Source organism: Saccharothrix sp. NBAS 001, assembly GCF_056640475.1.
The window spans coordinates 4541290-4559205 of the sequence record NZ_CM153251.1 but is presented as its reverse complement, the minus strand read 5'-3'; the positions used below and the strand labels follow the sequence as shown (position 1 = coordinate 4559205).

Genomic DNA, 17916 nt, shown 5'->3' with positions numbered 1-17916 from the left:
GGCATCGTTCATCCCGGGCAGCTTTTGTTGCGCCGTTCGGCCGGTCCCGTAGGTGCGATTGCATGCCCGACGTGCCGGTCCTGATCTTGCGATGTCGCTAAATACGCAGGTCAAGCGGGTCATCGAGTGGGATGTGTGTGTGGTTCCATCGGGTGACGGAAGCTTCAGACATCTTGTTATCCATGGATCTCGGTGATAGACACCATCTCGGAGGGTGTCGCCATTCAGATCTTGTTTTCTGTAGTGAACTTGCGATGTGTCCCACTGGGGGGAACATGGAAGAGACGCTTGCCCCGTCTGCCGCGGTCCGACCGCCACCCGGCACGGCCGTTCTCGCGCGCCGGGGCTTCCCCGTCGACCGCCCGGAGGCCCCGCCGGTGCCGGCGGACCACACCCGCCGCCTCCCCTCCGGCCACCACGCCGCCACCTCCCACCGGCCGGACCCGCCCGAGGCGTCGGCCGCCGTCCCCGGCGGTGAACGGCACACCGACCACGAGGGCGCGGGCCTGTCCGCCCGGCTTCTCGACGCGGCCACCGCCGGTCGGGTGCAGGCCGTGTGCCGGCTGCTGCCGGGGTCCGTCGACGGCTGCGCGCACCTGCTCCCGGCCGGCACCGTCCGGCCGCCGGCCTCGGCGCGCATGCGGGTGCCGGCCCGGCCGTCCACCCCTCGGTCGCGGTGGCGTGCGTCGGGCGGCGGCGGCTTCGCCGACGTGTTCTTCGGGGGCGAACACGCGCCGAACCGACCCGGCCGCATCGTCTCCGGGCCGATGTGCGAGTCCGTGACCACTGGCCGTGGTCCGGAGGTGTGCAGCGGGGTCGGGCTCGCCTGCGCCCGTCCGGAGGCCACCGACGACGACGGTTGCACGCGCCTGCCGGAGGCGACTGGAGCACACCGGAACCACTTCGCCCAGGGGATCGCCGCCATCGCCTGCGCACGGGCGCGGTCCGGGACCCTGCCCGACCACGCCCGCGCGACCTGTCGTCGGATCCTCGGCATCGATGCCGGTCCGGCCGCCGCGCGGGCCGACCTCGCAGCCGAAGGACCGACCGGGGCCTCGCGCGCGTGCGCCCGTCAGCAGTGGCGTGACCGGCTGAGGGAACTCGTCGTCCCCGGCACGTCCCACTAGTCGAACAGGACGTAAGCCGATGACCAAGCCCATTCGTGCGGCCGTTGCCGCCGTCGTCACCTTGTGCGTCTGCACCGCCTTCGGCGTGGCCGCGATCAGGCCCGGACCGGGCGAGGCGGAGGCCGCCGCAGCGGCAGCGGGCTTCCGGTTCGCCGCCGAGAACCTGAACGCCGCGCCCGCCCTTCCTCGCCGCGAACGCCCGGTGGCACCCGCGCTCGGCGGCATCCGGAGTTGGATCTCGTCGGTGGGCGCGGCCGTCGCCTCGGCCGACCTGCGCGCCCTGGGCCGGTCCGGGGACGTGTGCCTGGTGGACCCGAGGGACGACTCGGTGACCGTGCGGGCGGCACCGGGCGACCGCGCTCCCTACACCCCGGTGCGCCTGGAACCGGTCGGCGTCTCCTACGACGCCACCATGGCCCCGATGGGCTGCGTTCCGGCCGACCTCGACGAGGACGGCGACCTCGACCTGCTGGTGTACTACTGGGGCCGGACACCGCTGCTGTTCGTCAACACCGGGCCGGCGGGCCGCGCGCCCGACTCCGCCACCTTCCGCCCCCGGGAGCTGGTGAACCCCGTGCAGGTGTGGAACAGCACGACCCTCAACGTCGGCGACCTCGACGGTGACGGGCACCTGGACCTGCTGGTGGGCAACTACTTCCCGGACGGTGCCAGGGTCCTCGACCCGGCCGCGACCGACGACCTGCGGATGGCGATGCAGGACTCGATGTCCCTGGCTCGCAACGGCGGCACCAACCGCATCCTGCTCACCCACCCGGGGGGCGTCGACCAGGTACCCGACCTGGTCGACGCGAGCGACGCGCTGTCCCCGGCCGCCGCCACCGCCTGGACGCTGGCGACGGGCCTGCAGGACCTCACTGGCGACGGCCTGCCGGAGGTGTACCAGGCCAACGACTTCGGGCCGGACCAGCTGCTGGTCAACAGGTCCGAGCCCGGCCGGGTCGTGCTCGTCGAGGTGACCGGCACGCGCGACCTGGCCACCCCGAAGTCCCAGGTGCTCGGGCACGACTCGTTCAAGGGCATGGGCGTGGCGTTCACCTACGACCCGGGCGCGCGGCTGCCGACCATCCTCGTCAGCAACATCACCACGCCCTACGCCCTGCACGAGAGCAACTTCGCGTTCGTCCCCGACGGTGATCCCGGTGACCTGACCAGGGGAGTCTGGCCCTACCGGGAGCGCTCCGAACGACTGGGGCTGGCGCGCTCGGGGTGGTGCTGGGACGTCAAGGCGGGCGACTTCGACAACGACGGAGTCGACGAGATCGTGCAGGCCAACGGCTTCCTCAAGGGTGAGGTCGACCGTTGGCCGCTGCTCCAGGAGTTGGCCATGGGCAACGACGATCTGGTGCGCCACCCGTGGGCGTGGCCCGCGTTCGGTCCCGGCGACGACGTGTCGGGCCACGAGGCCAACCCGTTCTGGGTCAAGCGCCGCGACGGCGCGTACGCCGACCTGGCCGGCCCCGTCGGCATCGCCGAGCCCGACAACAGCCGGGGACTGGCCATCGCCGACGTCGACGGCAACGGCACCCTGGACCTCCTGGTGGCCAACCAGTGGGAGGACTCGGTACTGCTGCGCAACCTGAACCCGCCCGGGAAGGCCGCACAGCTGCGCTTCGTGCGCTCCACCGGCCCCGCCGGACGCGATGTGCAGGTCCTGGGTGTGCAGGCGGTGCTCGACCACGTGGAGCGGCCGCAGCGTGCGCAGCTCTACCCGGCCAACGGCCACGCCGGAGTGTCAGCGGCCGAACTGACCCTGTCGCTCCCCGACGGCAACCCCACCACGGCCACCGTGACCTGGCGTGACGCCTCCGGTCTGCACGAGGACCGGATCGACGTGGCGCCCGGCCGCCGGACCGTGGTCCTCGACGGCAACGGAACGGCGGCAGTGAGATGACCACGACAGCACCGACGAAACCCCGTACCGACGCCACCGGCTCCGACCGACCGAACGGGCTGACACCCGAGCAGCGTCGGGAGAAGGCGCTGCGCCGGTTCGCCCTGTCCATCACCGTGTTCAACGTGGCCGGCCACGTGCTGCTGGGGTTCGAGCAGTCGCCGATCACCCCGATCGCGACGGTGCTGGTCAGCTACGGAACCGCGTTCCTGTTCGAGTGGCTGGACGCGTGGGCGCGTGGTCGGCCACCCCAGTACCGGGGCGGACCACGCGCGGTGCTGCTGTTCCTGCTGCCTCCGCACATCGCCGCGCTGGCGTGTGCGATGTTGTTGTGGGGCAACGCGCTCCTGTGGCCCTACCTGTTCGCCGTCACCGTCGCGAACGCGAGCAAGTACCTGGTGAGGGTCGGCGTCCGGGGCCGGTTGCGGCACGTGCTCAACCCGTCCAACGCGGGCATCGTGGTCACCCTGCTGTTGTTCCCGTGGGTCGGCATCGCGCCGCCCTACCACTTCACGGCGAACTTCGGCGGGGCGCTCGACTGGTTGGTGCCCCTGGCAATCCTCGTGCTCGGCACGATGCTCAACGCCAAGCTGACGATGAAGGTGCCGCTCATCCTGGGCTGGGCGGGCGGGTTCGTCGCCCAGGCCGTGGTCCGCTGGTTGGTGCTGGACCACCACTTGGTCGCCGCGCTCCTGCCGATGACCGGAGTGGCGTTCATCCTGTTCACCAACTACATGATCACCGACCCGGGGACCACACCCGTGTCGCCGCGCGGCCAGGTGGTCTTCGGCGTCACCGCCGCCGCCGTGTACGGGGTGCTCGTCGCTCTTCAGATCGTGTTCGGCCTGTTCTTCGCGCTGGCGATCACGTGCGTGCTGCGCGGGATGGTGCTGGTGGTGTCACGGGTCGCGCCGGCGTGGTCGAACAAGCCGGTGCGGTCGCCCTCGGCGGCGGGGGCGACGGTCTGATGGAGGCACCCCGGATCGCCGTAGTCGGCATGGCGTGCCGCTACCCGGACGCGGACAGCCCCGACCAACTGTGGGAGACGGTCCTGGAGCGGCGGCGTGCGTTCCGCCGTATCCCCGCGGGCCGGCTGTCCCCGGACTACCTCGGACCGGCCGACGACCCGGACCGCACCTACGTCTCGCGCGCGGGCCTGCTGGTGGACTGGGAGTTCGACCGGCCGCGCTTCGGCGTGCCCGGGCCGCTGTACCGGGCGACCGACCAGACGCACTGGCTGGCGCTGCAGGTCGCGGCCGACGCGCTCGCCGACGCCGGGTTCCCGGACGCCGACGGGCTCGACCGCGAACGCGTCGGCGTGATCCTCGGGAACTCGCTGACCGGTGAGTTCACCCGCGCCCACCAGTTGCGGCTGCGGTGGCCGTTCATCCGGCGGGCGGCGGTCACCGCACTGGACCGCACCGGGGTGGGCGCGGCCGACGCGACGCGCGTCCTGGAGGAGCTGGAAGGGCTGGTCAAGCAGCCGTTCCCGGTGCCCGGCGACGAGTCCCTGGCCGGCGCGCTGGCCAACACCATCGCCGGGCGGGTGTGCAACCACTTCGACTTCCACGGCACCGGGTACACGGTGGACGGTGCCTGCGCGTCCAGCCTGCTCGCGGTGACCGCCGCCTGTGGCGCGCTGTCCGCCGGCGAACTGGACTTCGCGCTGGCCGGTGGGGTGGACCTGAGCCTGGACCCGTTCGAGTTGGTCGGGTTCGCCCGCGTCGGCGCGCTCGCCGTCGACGAGATGCGCGTCTACGACGCCGACCCCACGGGGTTCCTGCCCGGCGAGGGGTGCGGTGTGGTGGCCCTGATGCGCGCCGACGACGCACGACGGGCCGGCCTGCGCGTCTACGCCGAGATCCTGGGCTGGGGAACCTCCTCGGACGGTGCCGGCGGGCTGACCCGTCCGGAGGCGGCGGGCCAGTCCCGCGCCCTGGCACGGGCACTCCGCCTGGGCCGGGTGGACCCGACCCAGGTGGACCTGGTGGAGGGACACGGCACCGGGACCAGGCTCAACGACACCACCGAGTTGACCGTGCTGAGCGCGGTACTCGCGGGCCGCGCGACACCGGCGGTGCTCGGATCGGTCAAGGCCAACATCGGCCACACCAAGGCCGCCGCCGGGGTCGCCGGTCTGATCAAGACCGCCCTGGCGGTGCACCACCGGGTGTTGCCGCCCACCACAGGCTGCCGGGCACCGCACGAACTGCTCCGCTCGCCCGACGCGCCCGTGAGGGTGTCGGACGAGGCACAGCCGTGGTCGAGCAGGTCGCCACGCGCGGTCGTGGCGGCCATGGGGTTCGGCGGGATCAACGCCTACGCCGTGCTCGGCGGCAGCCCGGCCGCCGCGATGCCGCCGCCGGACCCGTCGGCGTTGCGGTTGCTGCGGGCCAGACCTCAGGAGCAGGTGCTGGTACTCGGTGGCGAGTCGGCGGCGGACGTCCTGGCGGTGCTGGACCGCCTGGGTGAGCGCGCCGGCGCACTGAGCGTGGCGGAGGTGCACGACCTGGCTGCCACGGCATCCGGGACCGCCTCCCACCTCGCTCCCGTCCGCTGCGCCCTGGTGGCCCGGACCCCGGACGAACTGGCCGGGGTCGCCGCACGGGCGCGTGCCGTCCTCGGCGACGCGGACGGGGTTCCGGCGGTCCTGGTCGACCGGTCGGGCTTCGCACTGGGCAGCGGTGCCCCGGCCCGGATCGGGCTGCTGTTCCCCGGCCAGGCGTCGCCGGTGCGGTCGGCGCTGCCCGCCTGGGCGTGGGAGTTGCCGGTCCCGGCGTTCCGCTCCGGGTCGACGGTGACCGACGGCGCCGTGGACACTGCCGTAGCCCAGCCCGCGATCGCCCGCCAGTCGCTCGCAGGGCTCGCCTGGCTGACCGAAGCGGGCTGCGCGGCGGTCGGCGCGGTCGGGCACAGCCTCGGTGAGATCACAGCCCTGGTGTGGGCCGGTGCGCTGACCCCGGAGGCCGGGCTGGGACTGGTGACGGCCCGCGGCGCGTTGATGGCCGGGCACGGCGTGCCCGGCACCGCGATGGCGAGCCTGCGCGCCGACCTCACCACGGTCGACGCGTTGATCAAGAGGACCGGTGCCACGGTCGCCGCACTCAACGCCCCCGGCCGGACCACGATCGCCGGCCCGGTCCAGGACGTGGCGGAAGTGGTCGAGCGTGCCCGGGCGCAGGACGTCGTCGCCATGCCGCTGCCGGTGTCCCACGGCTTCCACAGCGCGGCCATGGAGCCGGTGCGCAGCCCGTTCGAGGCAGTCCTGTCCCGCACGGACTTCCTGCCGCTGCGCGGTACCGTGTTCTCCACGGTGACCGGCGAACCGGTGGACGAACCCGCTGCGCTGCTGCTGCGCCAACTGGTCGAGCCCGTCCGGTTCGAGGAGGCGCTGGACCGGTTGGCACCGCAGTGCGACCTGCTGGTGGAGGTCGGTCCGGGCACCACGCTGACCGGGCTCGCACTGGAACGCGACCCCACCGCACAGGTCGTCACGCTGGATTGCGGCGGTGACCCGCGGCGCCACGCGCTGGCCGCCGCCGCGCTCGCGGCGTCCGGTGTGGACACCGCCGCGAGCTGGTACCCGCACGGCGCCCGGCGGCGGTTCGACCTGGATCGCCCCACCGCGTTCCTGACGAACCCGTGCGAGAGCCTGTCCGACCTGTCACCGCAGGGGCAGCGGCCGGAGCCGGTGTCCGAACCAGGGCCGGGGGACGCGCTGTCGGTGTTGACCGGTCTGCTCAACCGCCGGCTCGAACTGCCGGTCGAGGCGATCCGCCCCGACAGCTCGCTGCTCGGCGACCTGCACGTGACCTCGCTGCGGCTGGTCGACCTGGTGGGCGAGTCCGCGGTCCTGCTCGGACGGCAGGCACCCCACCTGCGCGAGGTCATGGTCGGCCCGACGGTCGGCGAGCTCGCCGACCTGATCGAGGCCGCACCGCCGATCGCGCCGGGCGGACCCGGGCACGTCCCCGGTGTGCGCCCCTGGGTCAGGGCGTTCGCGCACCGGTGGGTGACCCACGACGCCGAGCCGGACCTCTCGGACGCGGTCCGGTGGGCCGGGCTGCCGGAATCCGCGCGGGACGACGGGGCTCCGCGCGGCCTCGTGGTGGAGTTGGGTTCCGGGACGGACGTCGAGCACACGGTCGGCGAGATCGCGGCCGCGGTCGGACTCGTCGCGGCGAACCGTCCCGACCTGCTGGTCGTGCTGCACGACGGCCACCCGGCCGCGGCGGCGCTGGGGCGCAGCGTGTCCGCCGAGCTGCCGGATTGCGCGGTGACCGTGGTGGACCGCCCGGCGCACCACCGTTTCGACCTGCGGTCGGCGGCCCGCGACGGCCACCTCGAACTGCGGCTGAGCGGTGCCGGCCGCCTCGAACGGCTGGTCACCGAGGTCCACGAACCCGGCGAGGCCGCCGACCCGCCGCTCGCACCCGGTGACGTGTGCCTGGTGACCGGCGGCACGACCGGCATCACGGCGCGCTGCGCGACGGCCGTCGCCGAGCGGTACGGAGCGACGTTGGTGTTCCTGGGTCGTTCCCCGGCCGACGCCGCACCGGTCCGCGCCGGGCTGGACCGCGCGTCGGGGCGCGTTCGGGCGCACTACATCCAGTGCGACGTGGCCGAGCCCGCCGACCTCAAGGCCGCGGTGTCCGCTGCCGCGACGTGCGGCCCGATCCGGGGACTGCTCCACGGCGCGGGCGTCAACGAACCACGCCCGCTCGACTCGCTGACCGGCGACTCGCTGCGCGCGACCGTCCGCCCGAAGGTCGCCGGGCTGCGGCAGTTGCTCGACCTGGTCGGCGAACGGGCCACCCTCGTGCTGGCCTTCGGGTCGGTCATCGGCAGGTCGGGCCTGGCCGGGCAGGCGGAGTACTGCGTCGCTAACGACTGGATGCGCGTCGAGTCGGAGCGTTGGGCGGACCGGCACCCGGCTTGCCGCACCCACGTGCTGGAGTGGACGTTGTGGTCCGACATCGGAATGGGGGAGCGGCTGGGGGCGGTCGAGCGGCTGGGCCGCCAGGGCGTCGCCGTGATCACGCCGGACGAGGGGACGCGGGCACTGCTCGCCCTGCTGGCGGACCGCACCGCGCCGGTCACCGCGATGCTCACGGGACGGCTGCCCGCCACCACGACCGTCACCCGGCCCGGGGAAGGGGTGCGGGGATTGCGCTTCAGCGAGCGGGAACTGGTCGGCACCCCCGGCCTGGAGTCCGTGCTGCACGCCGAACTGTCCGTGGGCACCGATCCCTACCTGGAGGACCATCGGGTGGACGGCACCCCGGTGTTGCCCGCCGTGCTCGGCCTGGAGGCGATGGCGCAGGCCACCACCGCGCTCACCGGGTCGCGCGAGCAGTGGTCGTTCGAGCGGGTGGCGCTGCGCGCGCCGATCTCCGTCGGCGAACGCGGCACGCGCGGGATCCGGGTCGCGGCACTGCGCGAGGGCACCGGGGACGGGATCGACGTGGTGGTGCGCGACGACGCCGACGGGTACGGCACCGTCCGGTTCTCCGCGCGGTCGGCACGACCCGCACCACCGCCCCCACCGGGCGACGCGGTGCCGACACCGGCTCCTCGGACGTCCCCGCACCCGTTCTACGGCCCTCTCTTCTTCCACGGGCCCATGTTCCGGCGGCTGGTGCGGATCGACCGGCTGACCGCGTTCGAGGTCGAGGCGTGGGTGACGGCCGACGAACGAGCGGAGTGGTTCGCCGGGTTCCACGGTGACCGGCTGCTGCTGGGCGACCCCGGCGTCCACGACGCCGCCGTGCACGTGCTGCTCGCGTGCCTGCCGCACCGCAAGGCCCTGCCGGTCTCGGCGGACCGGGTCGTGTTCTGGCGCCGTCCGTCCGGTGTGCTGCGGGTACGCGCTGCGGAGACCTGGCACTCGGGCGAGGAGTACCGGTTCGACGTGGACGTGGTCGACGCCGCCGGACGGGCGGTCGCCGCCTGGCGGGGCTTGGGGCTGCGGGCGATCGGCGACCGCCCCTGGCCGACGCCGATGCCGATGTCGCTGATCGGACCGTGGCTGAGCAGGCGGCTGTCGGAGCTGGGGATCTCCCACCGGACCGTCATCCTCGCGGAAGGCCCCGACGGCGCACAGCGGTTGGTGGCTCCCGATCGCACGGTCGGACTCGTGCGCCGGTTCGTGGCCGCGTCGCCCCTCGCGCCGTCGGCGGCGCAGGTCGCGGCCTGCGGGGGCGAGGACGTCGCCACCGTCGCGACCCGGATCGCCTGCGCGGCCGAGGCTGCCGGCGGCGGCCCGGCCGAACCGGTGGACGTGCTGGAGGACGGGCTGGTGGTGCTGCGCGTCGCCGGTCGGCGCGTGCTCACCGCGAGGATCGGGACCGGCGGGGGCCCGGTGGTCGTCGCGGTCGCGGCGGACCCGCCGCCGTGATCGCCTACCTGTACCGGCACCGGGTCACGTTCGACGAGACCAACGTCGTCGGCAACGTGTACTTCGCCCACTACCTGCACTGGCAGGGCCACTGCCGGGAGCGTTTCCTGGCCGACCACGCGCCGTCGGTGCTGGCGGCGGTCCGCACCGGGGAACTGCTGCTGGCGACGGTCTCGTGCGAGATGGCGTACTACGCCGAGTGCTTCGCGCTGGACGAGGTCGAGGTCGCGATGACGCTCGCGGAGTTCGGTGGCAGCCGGGTCGCCCTGGACTTCGACTTCAGGCACGGCGGACGACTGCGGGCACGCGGCGCGCAGGTCGTCGCGTGCCTGCGGCGGACCGGGGCGGGCACGGAGCCGGTCGACCTGCCCGATGAACTCGTCCGGGCACTGCGGGCGTACCGGGGGTCCGCCGCCGGCCGGGATGCGACCTGACACGACGGCGGAACCGGTCTCCGGGTGCGCGCCGCTGCTGCCGCGGCACGGTCCGACCGGTCGACACCGGCACAGCCTCGGACACGCGGGCCCTCCCCCCGCATCGCCGACGGATGGCGGAGTGAGGGTGTCCGGGCGGTCGCCCGAGTGCTCCCGGCGCACCTCCCCGGTAGTCCTCAATGGACAATCCGCTACGTGAAATGCAAGTTACCTGGGTGACTTTGTGACGGACGATGTCTTCAAAATCTCGTGATGGCCGCCTTCCATTGAAATCGGGAGTGGGTCGGCCGAACCCGTTGACTCTATAAACTTGTAGTGATGTACTCGTGGGGGAGCAGGAGCCGGTACGGCTCACGCAGGCGTCCCACGCCGCGCACCCGAACACCAGGAGGACCGATGACTGCTACAGCGGAGCCGTCTGCGGCGCAGGGGCTCGACACGGCCGGGTTACTCGACGCCTACCGGCGTGCCGTCACGCCGGCGGCCACGGCGTTCGTCGAAGGGACCTTGTCCGGCAGGGAGTTGCGGGCGAGCTGGCTGCCCTACTTCCGCGGCGCGTTCCTGGAGTACGAACTCTCCGTGCAGCAGGCGTGGCGCGCGGCCTACGGCCCGGACCGGGGTGTCGAACCCGGCCCGCCGCACGCGGACCCCGCGTTCGCCGCGGAGTTGGCGCACTTCCCGGTGACCATCTCGCACAACAACCTGGAGCGCCTGATCGACGTGCTGGCCGTCGAGTTGGGCGATCGCACGGTGCGCGACACGGTCACCCCGGAGCGCGTCATCGACCTGGCGTACGTGGTCGACGCCCTGGACCGGCTCATGAACTCTCTCGTGCTGACCTCGTGACGGCACGGACCGCGCGCCGCCCGGCACGCGGCCACGACGGTTGAACAGGAGTCGCAGTGAACGAGAACGGCTTTCCCGTGAGCGTCATGGAAGTCCTGAAATCCGCACAGGTGGTGACCGGGGCGGACGGCTCGGCCCTCTCCGGCGCGCAGGTCGTCAAGGGGCACGACCTGGCCTGGGGCGGTCCGGGCAACCTCTACACCATCCGCCCGTACACGCTCGGGCCCGCCGCGCTGGAGGTGTTCACGGTGCGCGAGCGCATCCACGTGAGCATCGACGGCCTCGGCGAGGACCTGGTGGACCTGCACGGCGTGGGCGTCTACCGGCGCCACGAGCCGCGCATCGGCGCCGAGGACGCGAGGGAACTGACCTGGACCACGGCCACGATCGGCGCCCAGTTCCTGTCGCTGCAGGTCGTGGGCGACAGCGAGATCTTCGGGCAGATCCGCGTCACCAACACGCCCGGGAAGCGCGAGGGCGCCACCGTCGCACCCGCGCAGCCCGGCGGCGGTCGGGTCACCCCGCTGAAGAACTGCGTCACGCTGCTGTTCCCGCGCTTCGAGATCGAACGCCTCGGTGCCCTCGTCGACACCGGTGACGAGGCGGTCGCGGTCGAGTCGCGGGTCAACATGGTGCCGCCCATCGGCGACGTGTCCCGCACCTCGCGCGGCTACGCGCTCTACGACGGCAGCCGCCGCGTCGGCACCCTGCTGGCCGCGGACCTGGAGATCGGTGCCCTGCTGCACCACATCCCGATCCAGACGGCGGCGGACCCGGTCGAGGCGTACGCGGTCGTCTCCGACTAGGTCCACAGGATGGCTCTCCCCACGTTCGAGCGGGCCCGGCCCAACCTCGGTGCGGGCCCGCTCGGCTCCTACGCCTTCCGGGTCGAGGCCACCCTCGGCCACCGGCCCATGACCTACCTGTTCGCCCGATCCACCGAGGGCTCGGAGGCCGGTTCGCGCACGGTGACCGGGCTGCTGGTGCTCGGCCCGGACGCGCTGGCGGGCACCCGGGTGACCGTCGAGGAGACCGCCGGGGCCGACCGTGCCGAGGTGACGGTGTACCTGCCGACCATGCGCGCGCCCAAAGTGGTGTCGGCGGCCCACGTCTTCGAGTGCCTGCCGTTGACCGACGTCGGCTACGTCGACCTCATGGCGTGGTCGCACCCGCCCTCCGGCCCGGTGCCCGACGACGGCTCGGGCGCGCAGACCTGGCGCTCCGAGGTCCGGTACGGCTACGAGGTGGTCGAGACCGTGAGCCGGGAGTACGGCATCCCGGTCGCCCGCAGCACCAGACTCGACGGGGAGGAGATCCGCCGCTGGGAGGTCGCGGAGGTCGGCGACCCGCAGTGGCACCACCTGCCGGTGCGCATCCGCGTCACCAGGACGCGGACAGGGCACTGGACGGTGTTCGAGCGCACGACGCAACCCCGTCCGGTACCGCCGGGGCTGGTGACGGCGGATACCGCCGAACTGCGTGACGTCGCGACCGGGATGTTCGGGGTGTTCGGGAGGTGACCGGGGTGGAACCCGCAGGAACACGACGGGTCGCGCCGCGCGCGGCGGCATCGGGGAACCCGGCGGGATACGTCTTCGCGGCCGCCCGACTCGCCAGGGTCCTCGCCGCGCTGGTCGGGTGGACGCTCTCCGCGGCGCTCGCGGTCGCACTGCGCCGGCGGGACCGGACCCGCCTGGCCGCCGAGCGCGCCGCGTCGGCGTTGGAGCGCCTGGGCGGTGCGTTCCTCAAGGGAGGGCAACTGCTCGGTACCCGTCGCGACCTGGTCGGCCCGGTCGTCGCCGACGCGCTGGGCCGGCTGCAGGACGACGTGCGGCCGATGCCGGTCGCGGACGCGCTGGCGGTCGTCGGCCGGTCCGGGATCGAGCACCACGAGCCGGTCCGCCTGGGCGTCCTGGCCGGTCCGGTGGGCGGTGGCTCCGTCGCCTGCGTCTACCGCGTCCGGCTGCCCGACCGCGAGGTGGCGGTCAAGGTGCGCAAGCCGGCGGCCGTCCGGCAGATCGCCTGCGACACGCGGATGGCACGCGCCCTGGCGCGGGTGGCGGCCCTGGTCCCGGTGTTCCGCCGGATCCCGCTGGTGGAGATCGTGGACCAGGTCTCCCGGTGCGTGCTGGAGCAGCTCGACCTCGGCCGCGAGCGCCGCAACCTGGAGCGGTTCGGCGAGTTGGCGCGCGGGGCGGTGACCGTGCCTCGCCCGGTCGAGGACATGTGCGGGGAAGGCGTGCTGACCATGGACTACCTCGACGGTCTCGACCGGGCCGGCCCCGCCTCGGTGGGGCGGGACGAGCGGGTCCGGGCGGTCGAGACGCTGGTCCGCACGATGTACGAGTCGTTGTTCCGGCACGGATTCGTGCACGTCGACCTGCACCAGGGCAACGCCTACTTCCGCCCGGGGCGCGACGTCGTGGTGCTCGACTTCGGTTTCGTCTACCAGCTCAGCGCGTTCGCCCGCGTCAAGTTCACCGGCTTCTTCGCCGGGATGATCGACGGCGACGGCGACGGCTGCGCGCAGACCCTGCTGTCCACCGCCACGGCGTTGGCCGACGACGCCGACCTGGTCGGGTTCCGGCGCGAGGTCGCCGACCTGGTCGTCCGCAACTGCGGCCGGGCGGTAGCGGACTTCAGCCTGCCGCTGTTCGCCGCCGGGCTGTTCGACTTGCAGCGCCGGTACGGGGTCTACGCCGACGCGGAGTTCACCTTCCCCCTGCTGAGCCTGCTGGCGCTCGACGGCCTGGTCAAAGAGCACCACCCGGGAATGGACTTCCAGTTGGAGGCCGCGCCGTTCGTGATGGCGAGCCTGCTCGAGGAGGACCCGGACGGTCGCGCTTCGGCTAGGACAACCCGAGCATCCTGGTGCACCGGTGGATGACCTCCGGGTCGCCGTCCACCTTCACCGCGCCGGTCACGATGGCGTCGAACGGCGTGAGCATGCGCGCCCCGATGCGGACGAACGTGTCCGCCGCGCAGTCGATCGTCAGGTCGGGGGAGGGCGCCGCTCCCGACCTGAACGAGACCGACCCCCCGCGTACCTCGACGGTGAAGCTGTGGTCGCCCACCCGGAACTCGTAGGTCTCGTCGACCTGCGGGATGCGGTCGTGGTCGATCATCGCCTGGAGCGCGAGGAAGCCCCACTCGTCGCGGATGGTCTTGCCGAGGTCGTCCTCGCCGAGGAAACCCATGCCCCACTTGGCCAGCATCAGGATCGGTGCACGCAACTGCTCGCCCGACGGCGTGAGCCGGTACAGCTTGCCGCGCGAGTCGCCCTCGACCGGCACGTGCTCGATGACCCCGTTCTCGGTGAGCATCTTGAGCCGGTCGGTGAGCAGGCTCGGGCCGATGCCCGGCAGGTTCTCCAGCAGGTTGTTGAACCGGGTGGGGGCGATCAGGAGCTCTCGCACGACGAGCAGGGTCCAGCGCTCACCGATGATGTTCAGCCCAGTGGCCAGCCCGCAGAACTGGCCGTAGTCGCGCCGGACGTTCATGGTACGTCGGGCCTTCCTTCAAGGTAGCTGTCGAGTCCAATAGTAGCATCGCCGCGCCCGTCCTTTGTCGCAATCACTGCACCGATGGCAGTAGGACCACGCAAAGTGCAGTTCAAGGCACGTGAAAGCGAGTGTTGCCGGGCGTCCGCAGGCTCGCTCACAGTGCTTCGTGGTAGCTGCTTGCGGTCTGGTCGATATAATACTATGGAGCGATCTGGGGGTTCTTCAGGATTGCCGCGTGTCGTGCCGCGTCGCCCCGACCAGGCGTGGCACGGGTGTCACCGGCCACGTGCGGGCTCGTCCCGGTCCGCCGGGCCATCGTCCACTGGCGGAGGAGTACCCGTGCGAAGAGCCTTCTCGTTGATGTTGTCCGTCCTCGTCGTCCTGCTGTCCGCCTGCGGTGCCCCACCGACCGGCGGCCGCCACGGCAGGCAGCTGCGGATCGGTGCCATCCCTGACCAGGACCCGCAGCAGCTGCAGCGGATGTACGACGTGTTCGCCGGGTTCCTGGGCGACCGCCTGGGCATCCCGGTCGACTACGTACCCGTTCGCGACTACACGGCGGCGGTCGTCCAGTTCGAGCGCGGCGACCTCGACGTGGTGTTCTTCGGCGGCCTCACCGGCGTCCAGGCCCGCAAGCGGGTCCCGGGTGCCGTCCCGATCGCCCAGCGGGACGTGGACGCCCAGTTCCGCAGCGTCTTCATCGCGGGCACCGGCGTCGAGGTGCCGCAGGTTGCCCGGGTCGAGGACCTGGGCCGGCTCAAGGGCCGCTCGTTCACCTTCGGCAGCGACACCTCGACCTCGGGTCGGCTGATGCCGCAGTTCTTCCTCGACCAGGCAGGGGTGGCCCTCGGCGACTTCACCGGGGAACCGGGCTACTCCGGTTCACACGACGCCACCATCAAGCTCGTCGAGTCCGGCGCCTACCAGATCGGTGTGCTGAGTGCGTCGGTGTGGGACAAACGTCGCCAGGAGGGCAAGGTCGACACCGGAGCCGTGGCCGAGGTGTTCCGCACCCCGCCCTACCACGACTACCACTGGCTGGCCCGTCCGGACGTGGACCGGAACTTCGGCACCGGGTTCACCGACCGGGTCCGGGACGCGCTACTGGCCTGCGACGGCGGGGACGAGCAGGAGAAGCGGGTGCTCGACCTGTTCGCGGCCGGCGGGTTCATCCCGGCCGAGGCCGAGGACTACGCACAGATCGAATCGGTCGCGAGCCGGCTCGGGTTGCTGCGCTGACCATGGGCGACGACCACGTCTTCGAGCTGCGGGACGCTTCGGTGCGGTTGGGCGGACGGACCGTGCTGACCGGGGTCGACCTGAGGATCGGCGCGGGCGAGCGGGTGGCGCTCATCGGTCCCAGCGGAGCGGGCAAGACCACCCTGATCAGGCTGCTCAACGGCACGGTGATCACGGCGGACGGCAGCGTGCGGGCGTTCGGCTGCGACTACCGGACCTCGTCCGGGCGGGCCGCACGGGCCACCCGACGCCGGATCGGTACCGTCCACCAGCACTTCGACCTCGTTCCGCAGCTGAGGGTCGTGCACAACGTCAACGCGGGCCGGCTCGGCGCGTGGCCGCTGTGGAAGGCGGTGCTGTCCCTGGTGCACCCGTTGGAGGTGCAGCCCGCGCGCGCCGCGCTGGCCGCCGTGGGGATGGCGGACACGCTCCGGGAGCGCACCGCCGACCTGTCGGGCGGGCAGCAGCAACGAGTGGCGGTGGCGCGAGTGCTGGTGCAACGGCCGGACGCGGTGCTCGCCGACGAACCCGCCTCCGGTCTCGACCGGGTCACCGGTCGTGCGGTCGTCGACCTGCTGTTCCGGACCGCGGACCGGACCGGGACGACACTGCTGGCGAGTCTGCACGACCTGGACACGGCCCTGAGCCGGTTCGACCGGGTGATCGGACTGCGAGCCGGCCGGATCGTGCTCGACGCGGCATCCGGCGAGGTGGGGGAGGCGGAGCTGTCGCGGTTGTTCGGCCCGGAACCGGGCGGCGGGCGGTGACGCTCACCGGGCGACCCGGGTACGCCCCGCTCCGGGAGGGCCGAGGAGCCCCGCCCGCCCCGTCCGGACGCCGGGTGCGCCGCCGGTGGCTGCTGGTGCTCGTGGCCGCCGTGGCGGCCTCGTTGCTGCCCGTGGCGACCGCCGACACCCCCGCGTTCCGGACCGGGGGCCTCCGGCAGCTCGGCGAGTTCTTCGCCGCGGCGCTCGCCCCTCGCCTGGACGGCGGCTTTCTCGCCCTGGTCGGCACCGCCACCGCGACGACCCTCGCCTACGCCGTGCTGGGCACCGCACTCAGCCTGGTGATCGGCGCGGTCGGAGGTGTGCTCACCTCGCAGGTCTGGTGGCGGAGTGACGTACCGGGACGGCGGGCGCGCGACGTGGCCTGCTGGGCGGCCGCCCGGGTGGTGTTCGCCCTGCCGCGCGGGATCCACGAGATCGTGTGGGGTCTCGGCCTGCTCATCGTGTTCGGAGCCAGTCCCGTCGTGGCCGTTCTGGCCATCGGCATCCCGTTCGGTGCCGTCACCGCCAAGGTGTTCTCCGAACTGCTCGACGAGGCCGACCGGGCGGCCGGCGAGGCGTTGCGGACCGCCGGGGTGGGCAGGTCCGCGGCGGTGCTCTACGGCCGGTTCCCGGCGGCATCGGGCGATCTGCTGTCGTACGCCTTCTACCGGCTCGAGTGCGCGGTGCGCAGCGCGGCGGTCCTCGGGCTGATCGGCCTGGGCGGCCTGGGCGCCGAACTGCTCGACAGCTTCCGCGCCATGGCCTACGACGAGATGTGGACCCTGCTCTACGCGCTGGTCCTGGTGGGCGTGCTGACCGACGTCTGGAGTTCGGCGGTCCGCACGCGCATCGCCCGTCGCCGCACCGTCCGCCGCGACCGGCTGGTGACCGGCTCGCTCGTACTGGTCATCGGGCTGGTGGTGCTGGTCTCGTGGTGGTTGCGTCCCGACCTGTCGGTGTTGTGGGACGAGGTCTCGGTCCGGCAGGCGGCCATGCTGGCCGGCGAGGTGTGGCCGCCGGAGTGGGCGGACGGCGGCATCGCGGAGCTGCTGCGGCTGTCCGGGGTGACGTTGGCGATGTCGGTGCCCGCGATCGTGATCGCCTTCGCCGCGGGCGCGGCGTTGGCCGTTCCCGCGTCCTCGTCGCCCCGGCCGGGCAGGCCCTCGCGGCGCCGGCTGCCGGTGGTCGTCGCGGCCCGATTCGTCCTGGTGGCGCTGCGGTCGGTGCCGCCTCCGGTGTGGGCGCTGCCGGCGCTGTTCGCCTGCAACCCAGGGGTGCTCCCGGGCGCGGTGGCGCTGGGTGTCTACACCACAGGGGTGCTGGGACGGCTGATGGCGGAGGCCGTCGACAACCTCGACCGACGACCGCTGGCCGCGTTGGCCGCGCTGGGGGCGGGCCGCGGCGGGCTGTTCTGCTACGGCGTGCTCCCGGCGGTCATGGCGAAGTCGGTGGCGTTCGGGCTGTACCGGTGGGAGGTCGCGGTGCGCGAGACGGTGGTGGTCGGTGTGGTCGGCGCCGGCGGGCTGGGCGTGCTGCTCCCGCACCAGCTCAACACCTTCCGCTTCGCCGAGGCCGCGACCACCGTGCTCACCCTGGTGGTGTTGACGCTGGGGGCGGACTTCCTCAGCGCGGCCGTCCGTCGCTCGCTCCGGTGACGTCCCGCACCGCCGGTGCGGGACGTCACCGGAGCG

At 72.8% G+C, this 17916-nt stretch carries 13 protein-coding genes and 1 pseudogene; 13 read left to right on the top strand and 1 reads right to left on the bottom strand.

The genetic code is table 11. From position 1 onward, the window contains the following. Positions 1–275 precede the first annotated feature (275 nt). The 10 genes and pseudogenes from AC0HI0_RS18740 to AC0HI0_RS18695 all read left to right on the top strand — a co-directional run bounded on the left by AC0HI0_RS18740 (position 276) and on the right by AC0HI0_RS18695 (position 13603). The gene (locus tag AC0HI0_RS18740; protein WP_480933655.1) at positions 276–1127 is read left to right on the top strand and encodes a DUF1702 family protein; all 852 of its coding nucleotides are present in this window, start codon (positions 276–278) and stop codon (positions 1125–1127) included. A gap of 19 nt (positions 1128–1146) precedes the next feature. Continuing rightward, positions 1147–3039, top strand: a complete 1893-nt coding sequence (locus AC0HI0_RS18735; RefSeq protein ID WP_480933654.1) for an FG-GAP repeat domain-containing protein — start codon at positions 1147–1149, stop codon at positions 3037–3039. Next, complete coding sequence (locus AC0HI0_RS18730) at positions 3036–4007, top strand: enediyne biosynthesis protein UnbU (protein WP_480933653.1); 972 nt, start codon at positions 3036–3038, stop codon at positions 4005–4007. The genes AC0HI0_RS18735 and AC0HI0_RS18730 overlap by 4 nt, the downstream gene beginning before the upstream one ends. Then, positions 4007–5218 (top strand): annotated as a pseudogene (locus AC0HI0_RS18725) (beta-ketoacyl [acyl carrier protein] synthase domain-containing protein); the annotation flags it as partial. The gene AC0HI0_RS18730 and the pseudogene AC0HI0_RS18725, both read left to right, overlap by 1 nt. A gap of 387 nt (positions 5219–5605) precedes the next feature. Further along, positions 5606–9436: an SDR family NAD(P)-dependent oxidoreductase gene (locus tag AC0HI0_RS18720; RefSeq protein WP_480934332.1), complete on the top strand. Its 3831-nt coding sequence runs from the start codon at positions 5606–5608 to the stop codon at positions 9434–9436. Next, the gene (locus AC0HI0_RS18715; protein WP_480933652.1) at positions 9433–9870 is read left to right on the top strand and encodes an acyl-CoA thioesterase; all 438 of its coding nucleotides are present in this window, start codon (positions 9433–9435) and stop codon (positions 9868–9870) included. Before AC0HI0_RS18720 ends, AC0HI0_RS18715 begins: the two co-directional genes overlap by 4 nt. A 396-nt stretch (positions 9871–10266) precedes the next feature. Continuing rightward, entirely contained in the window at positions 10267–10716 is a 450-nt protein-coding gene (locus tag AC0HI0_RS18710) for a hypothetical protein (RefSeq protein ID WP_480933651.1), read from the top strand. An 86-nt stretch (positions 10717–10802) separates the two neighbouring features. Continuing rightward, positions 10803–11522, top strand: coding sequence for a DUF6073 family protein (locus AC0HI0_RS18705; protein WP_480933650.1), 720 nt, complete (start codon positions 10803–10805; stop codon positions 11520–11522). Between the two features lie 9 nt (positions 11523–11531). Next, on the top strand, positions 11532–12236 hold the full coding sequence (locus AC0HI0_RS18700) for a hypothetical protein (RefSeq protein WP_480933649.1): 705 nt from the start codon (positions 11532–11534) through the stop codon (positions 12234–12236). A 5-nt stretch (positions 12237–12241) separates the two neighbouring features. Continuing rightward, entirely contained in the window at positions 12242–13603 is a 1362-nt protein-coding gene (locus tag AC0HI0_RS18695) for an ABC1 kinase family protein (RefSeq protein ID WP_480933648.1), read from the top strand. Here AC0HI0_RS18695 and AC0HI0_RS18690 read toward each other — a convergent pair. Continuing rightward, complete coding sequence (locus AC0HI0_RS18690) at positions 13566–14216, bottom strand: winged helix-turn-helix transcriptional regulator (RefSeq protein ID WP_480933647.1); 651 nt, start codon at positions 14214–14216, stop codon at positions 13566–13568. The genes AC0HI0_RS18695 and AC0HI0_RS18690 overlap by 38 nt on opposite strands. Positions 14217–14558: 342 nt before the next feature. Between AC0HI0_RS18690 and AC0HI0_RS18685 the strand changes: the two genes are divergently transcribed. The 3 genes from AC0HI0_RS18685 (at position 14559) to AC0HI0_RS18675 (ending at position 17880) form a co-directional block, all read left to right on the top strand. Further along, positions 14559–15458 carry a putative selenate ABC transporter substrate-binding protein gene (locus tag AC0HI0_RS18685; RefSeq protein WP_480933646.1) on the top strand — a complete coding sequence of 300 codons (900 nt, stop codon included), beginning with the start codon at positions 14559–14561 and terminating at the stop codon, positions 15456–15458. Between the two features lie 2 nt (positions 15459–15460). Further along, the gene (locus AC0HI0_RS18680) at positions 15461–16225 is read left to right on the top strand and encodes a phosphonate ABC transporter ATP-binding protein (RefSeq protein ID WP_480933645.1); all 765 of its coding nucleotides are present in this window, start codon (positions 15461–15463) and stop codon (positions 16223–16225) included. 74 nt (positions 16226–16299) lie between these two features. Continuing rightward, positions 16300–17880: a PhnE/PtxC family ABC transporter permease gene (locus tag AC0HI0_RS18675; RefSeq protein ID WP_480933644.1), complete on the top strand. Its 1581-nt coding sequence runs from the start codon at positions 16300–16302 to the stop codon at positions 17878–17880. Positions 17881–17916 lie beyond the last annotated feature (36 nt).

Excerpts from the sequence above, each read along its gene's own strand:
- AC0HI0_RS18735 (WP_480933654.1), top strand. The coding sequence starts at position 1,147 with ATGACCAAGCCCATTCGTGCGGCCGTTGCCGCCGTCGTCACCTTGTGC.
- AC0HI0_RS18700 (WP_480933649.1), top strand. The coding sequence starts at position 11,532 with ATGGCTCTCCCCACGTTCGAGCGGGCCCGGCCCAACCTCGGTGCGGGC.
- AC0HI0_RS18680 (WP_480933645.1), top strand. The coding sequence starts at position 15,461 with ATGGGCGACGACCACGTCTTCGAGCTGCGGGACGCTTCGGTGCGGTTG.
- AC0HI0_RS18710 (WP_480933651.1), top strand. The coding sequence starts at position 10,267 with ATGACTGCTACAGCGGAGCCGTCTGCGGCGCAGGGGCTCGACACGGCC.
- AC0HI0_RS18730 (WP_480933653.1), top strand. The coding sequence starts at position 3,036 with ATGACCACGACAGCACCGACGAAACCCCGTACCGACGCCACCGGCTCC.
- AC0HI0_RS18740 (WP_480933655.1), top strand. The coding sequence starts at position 276 with ATGGAAGAGACGCTTGCCCCGTCTGCCGCGGTCCGACCGCCACCCGGC.
- AC0HI0_RS18690 (WP_480933647.1), bottom strand. The coding sequence starts at position 14,216 with ATGAACGTCCGGCGCGACTACGGCCAGTTCTGCGGGCTGGCCACTGGG.
- AC0HI0_RS18705 (WP_480933650.1), top strand. The coding sequence starts at position 10,803 with ATGGAAGTCCTGAAATCCGCACAGGTGGTGACCGGGGCGGACGGCTCG.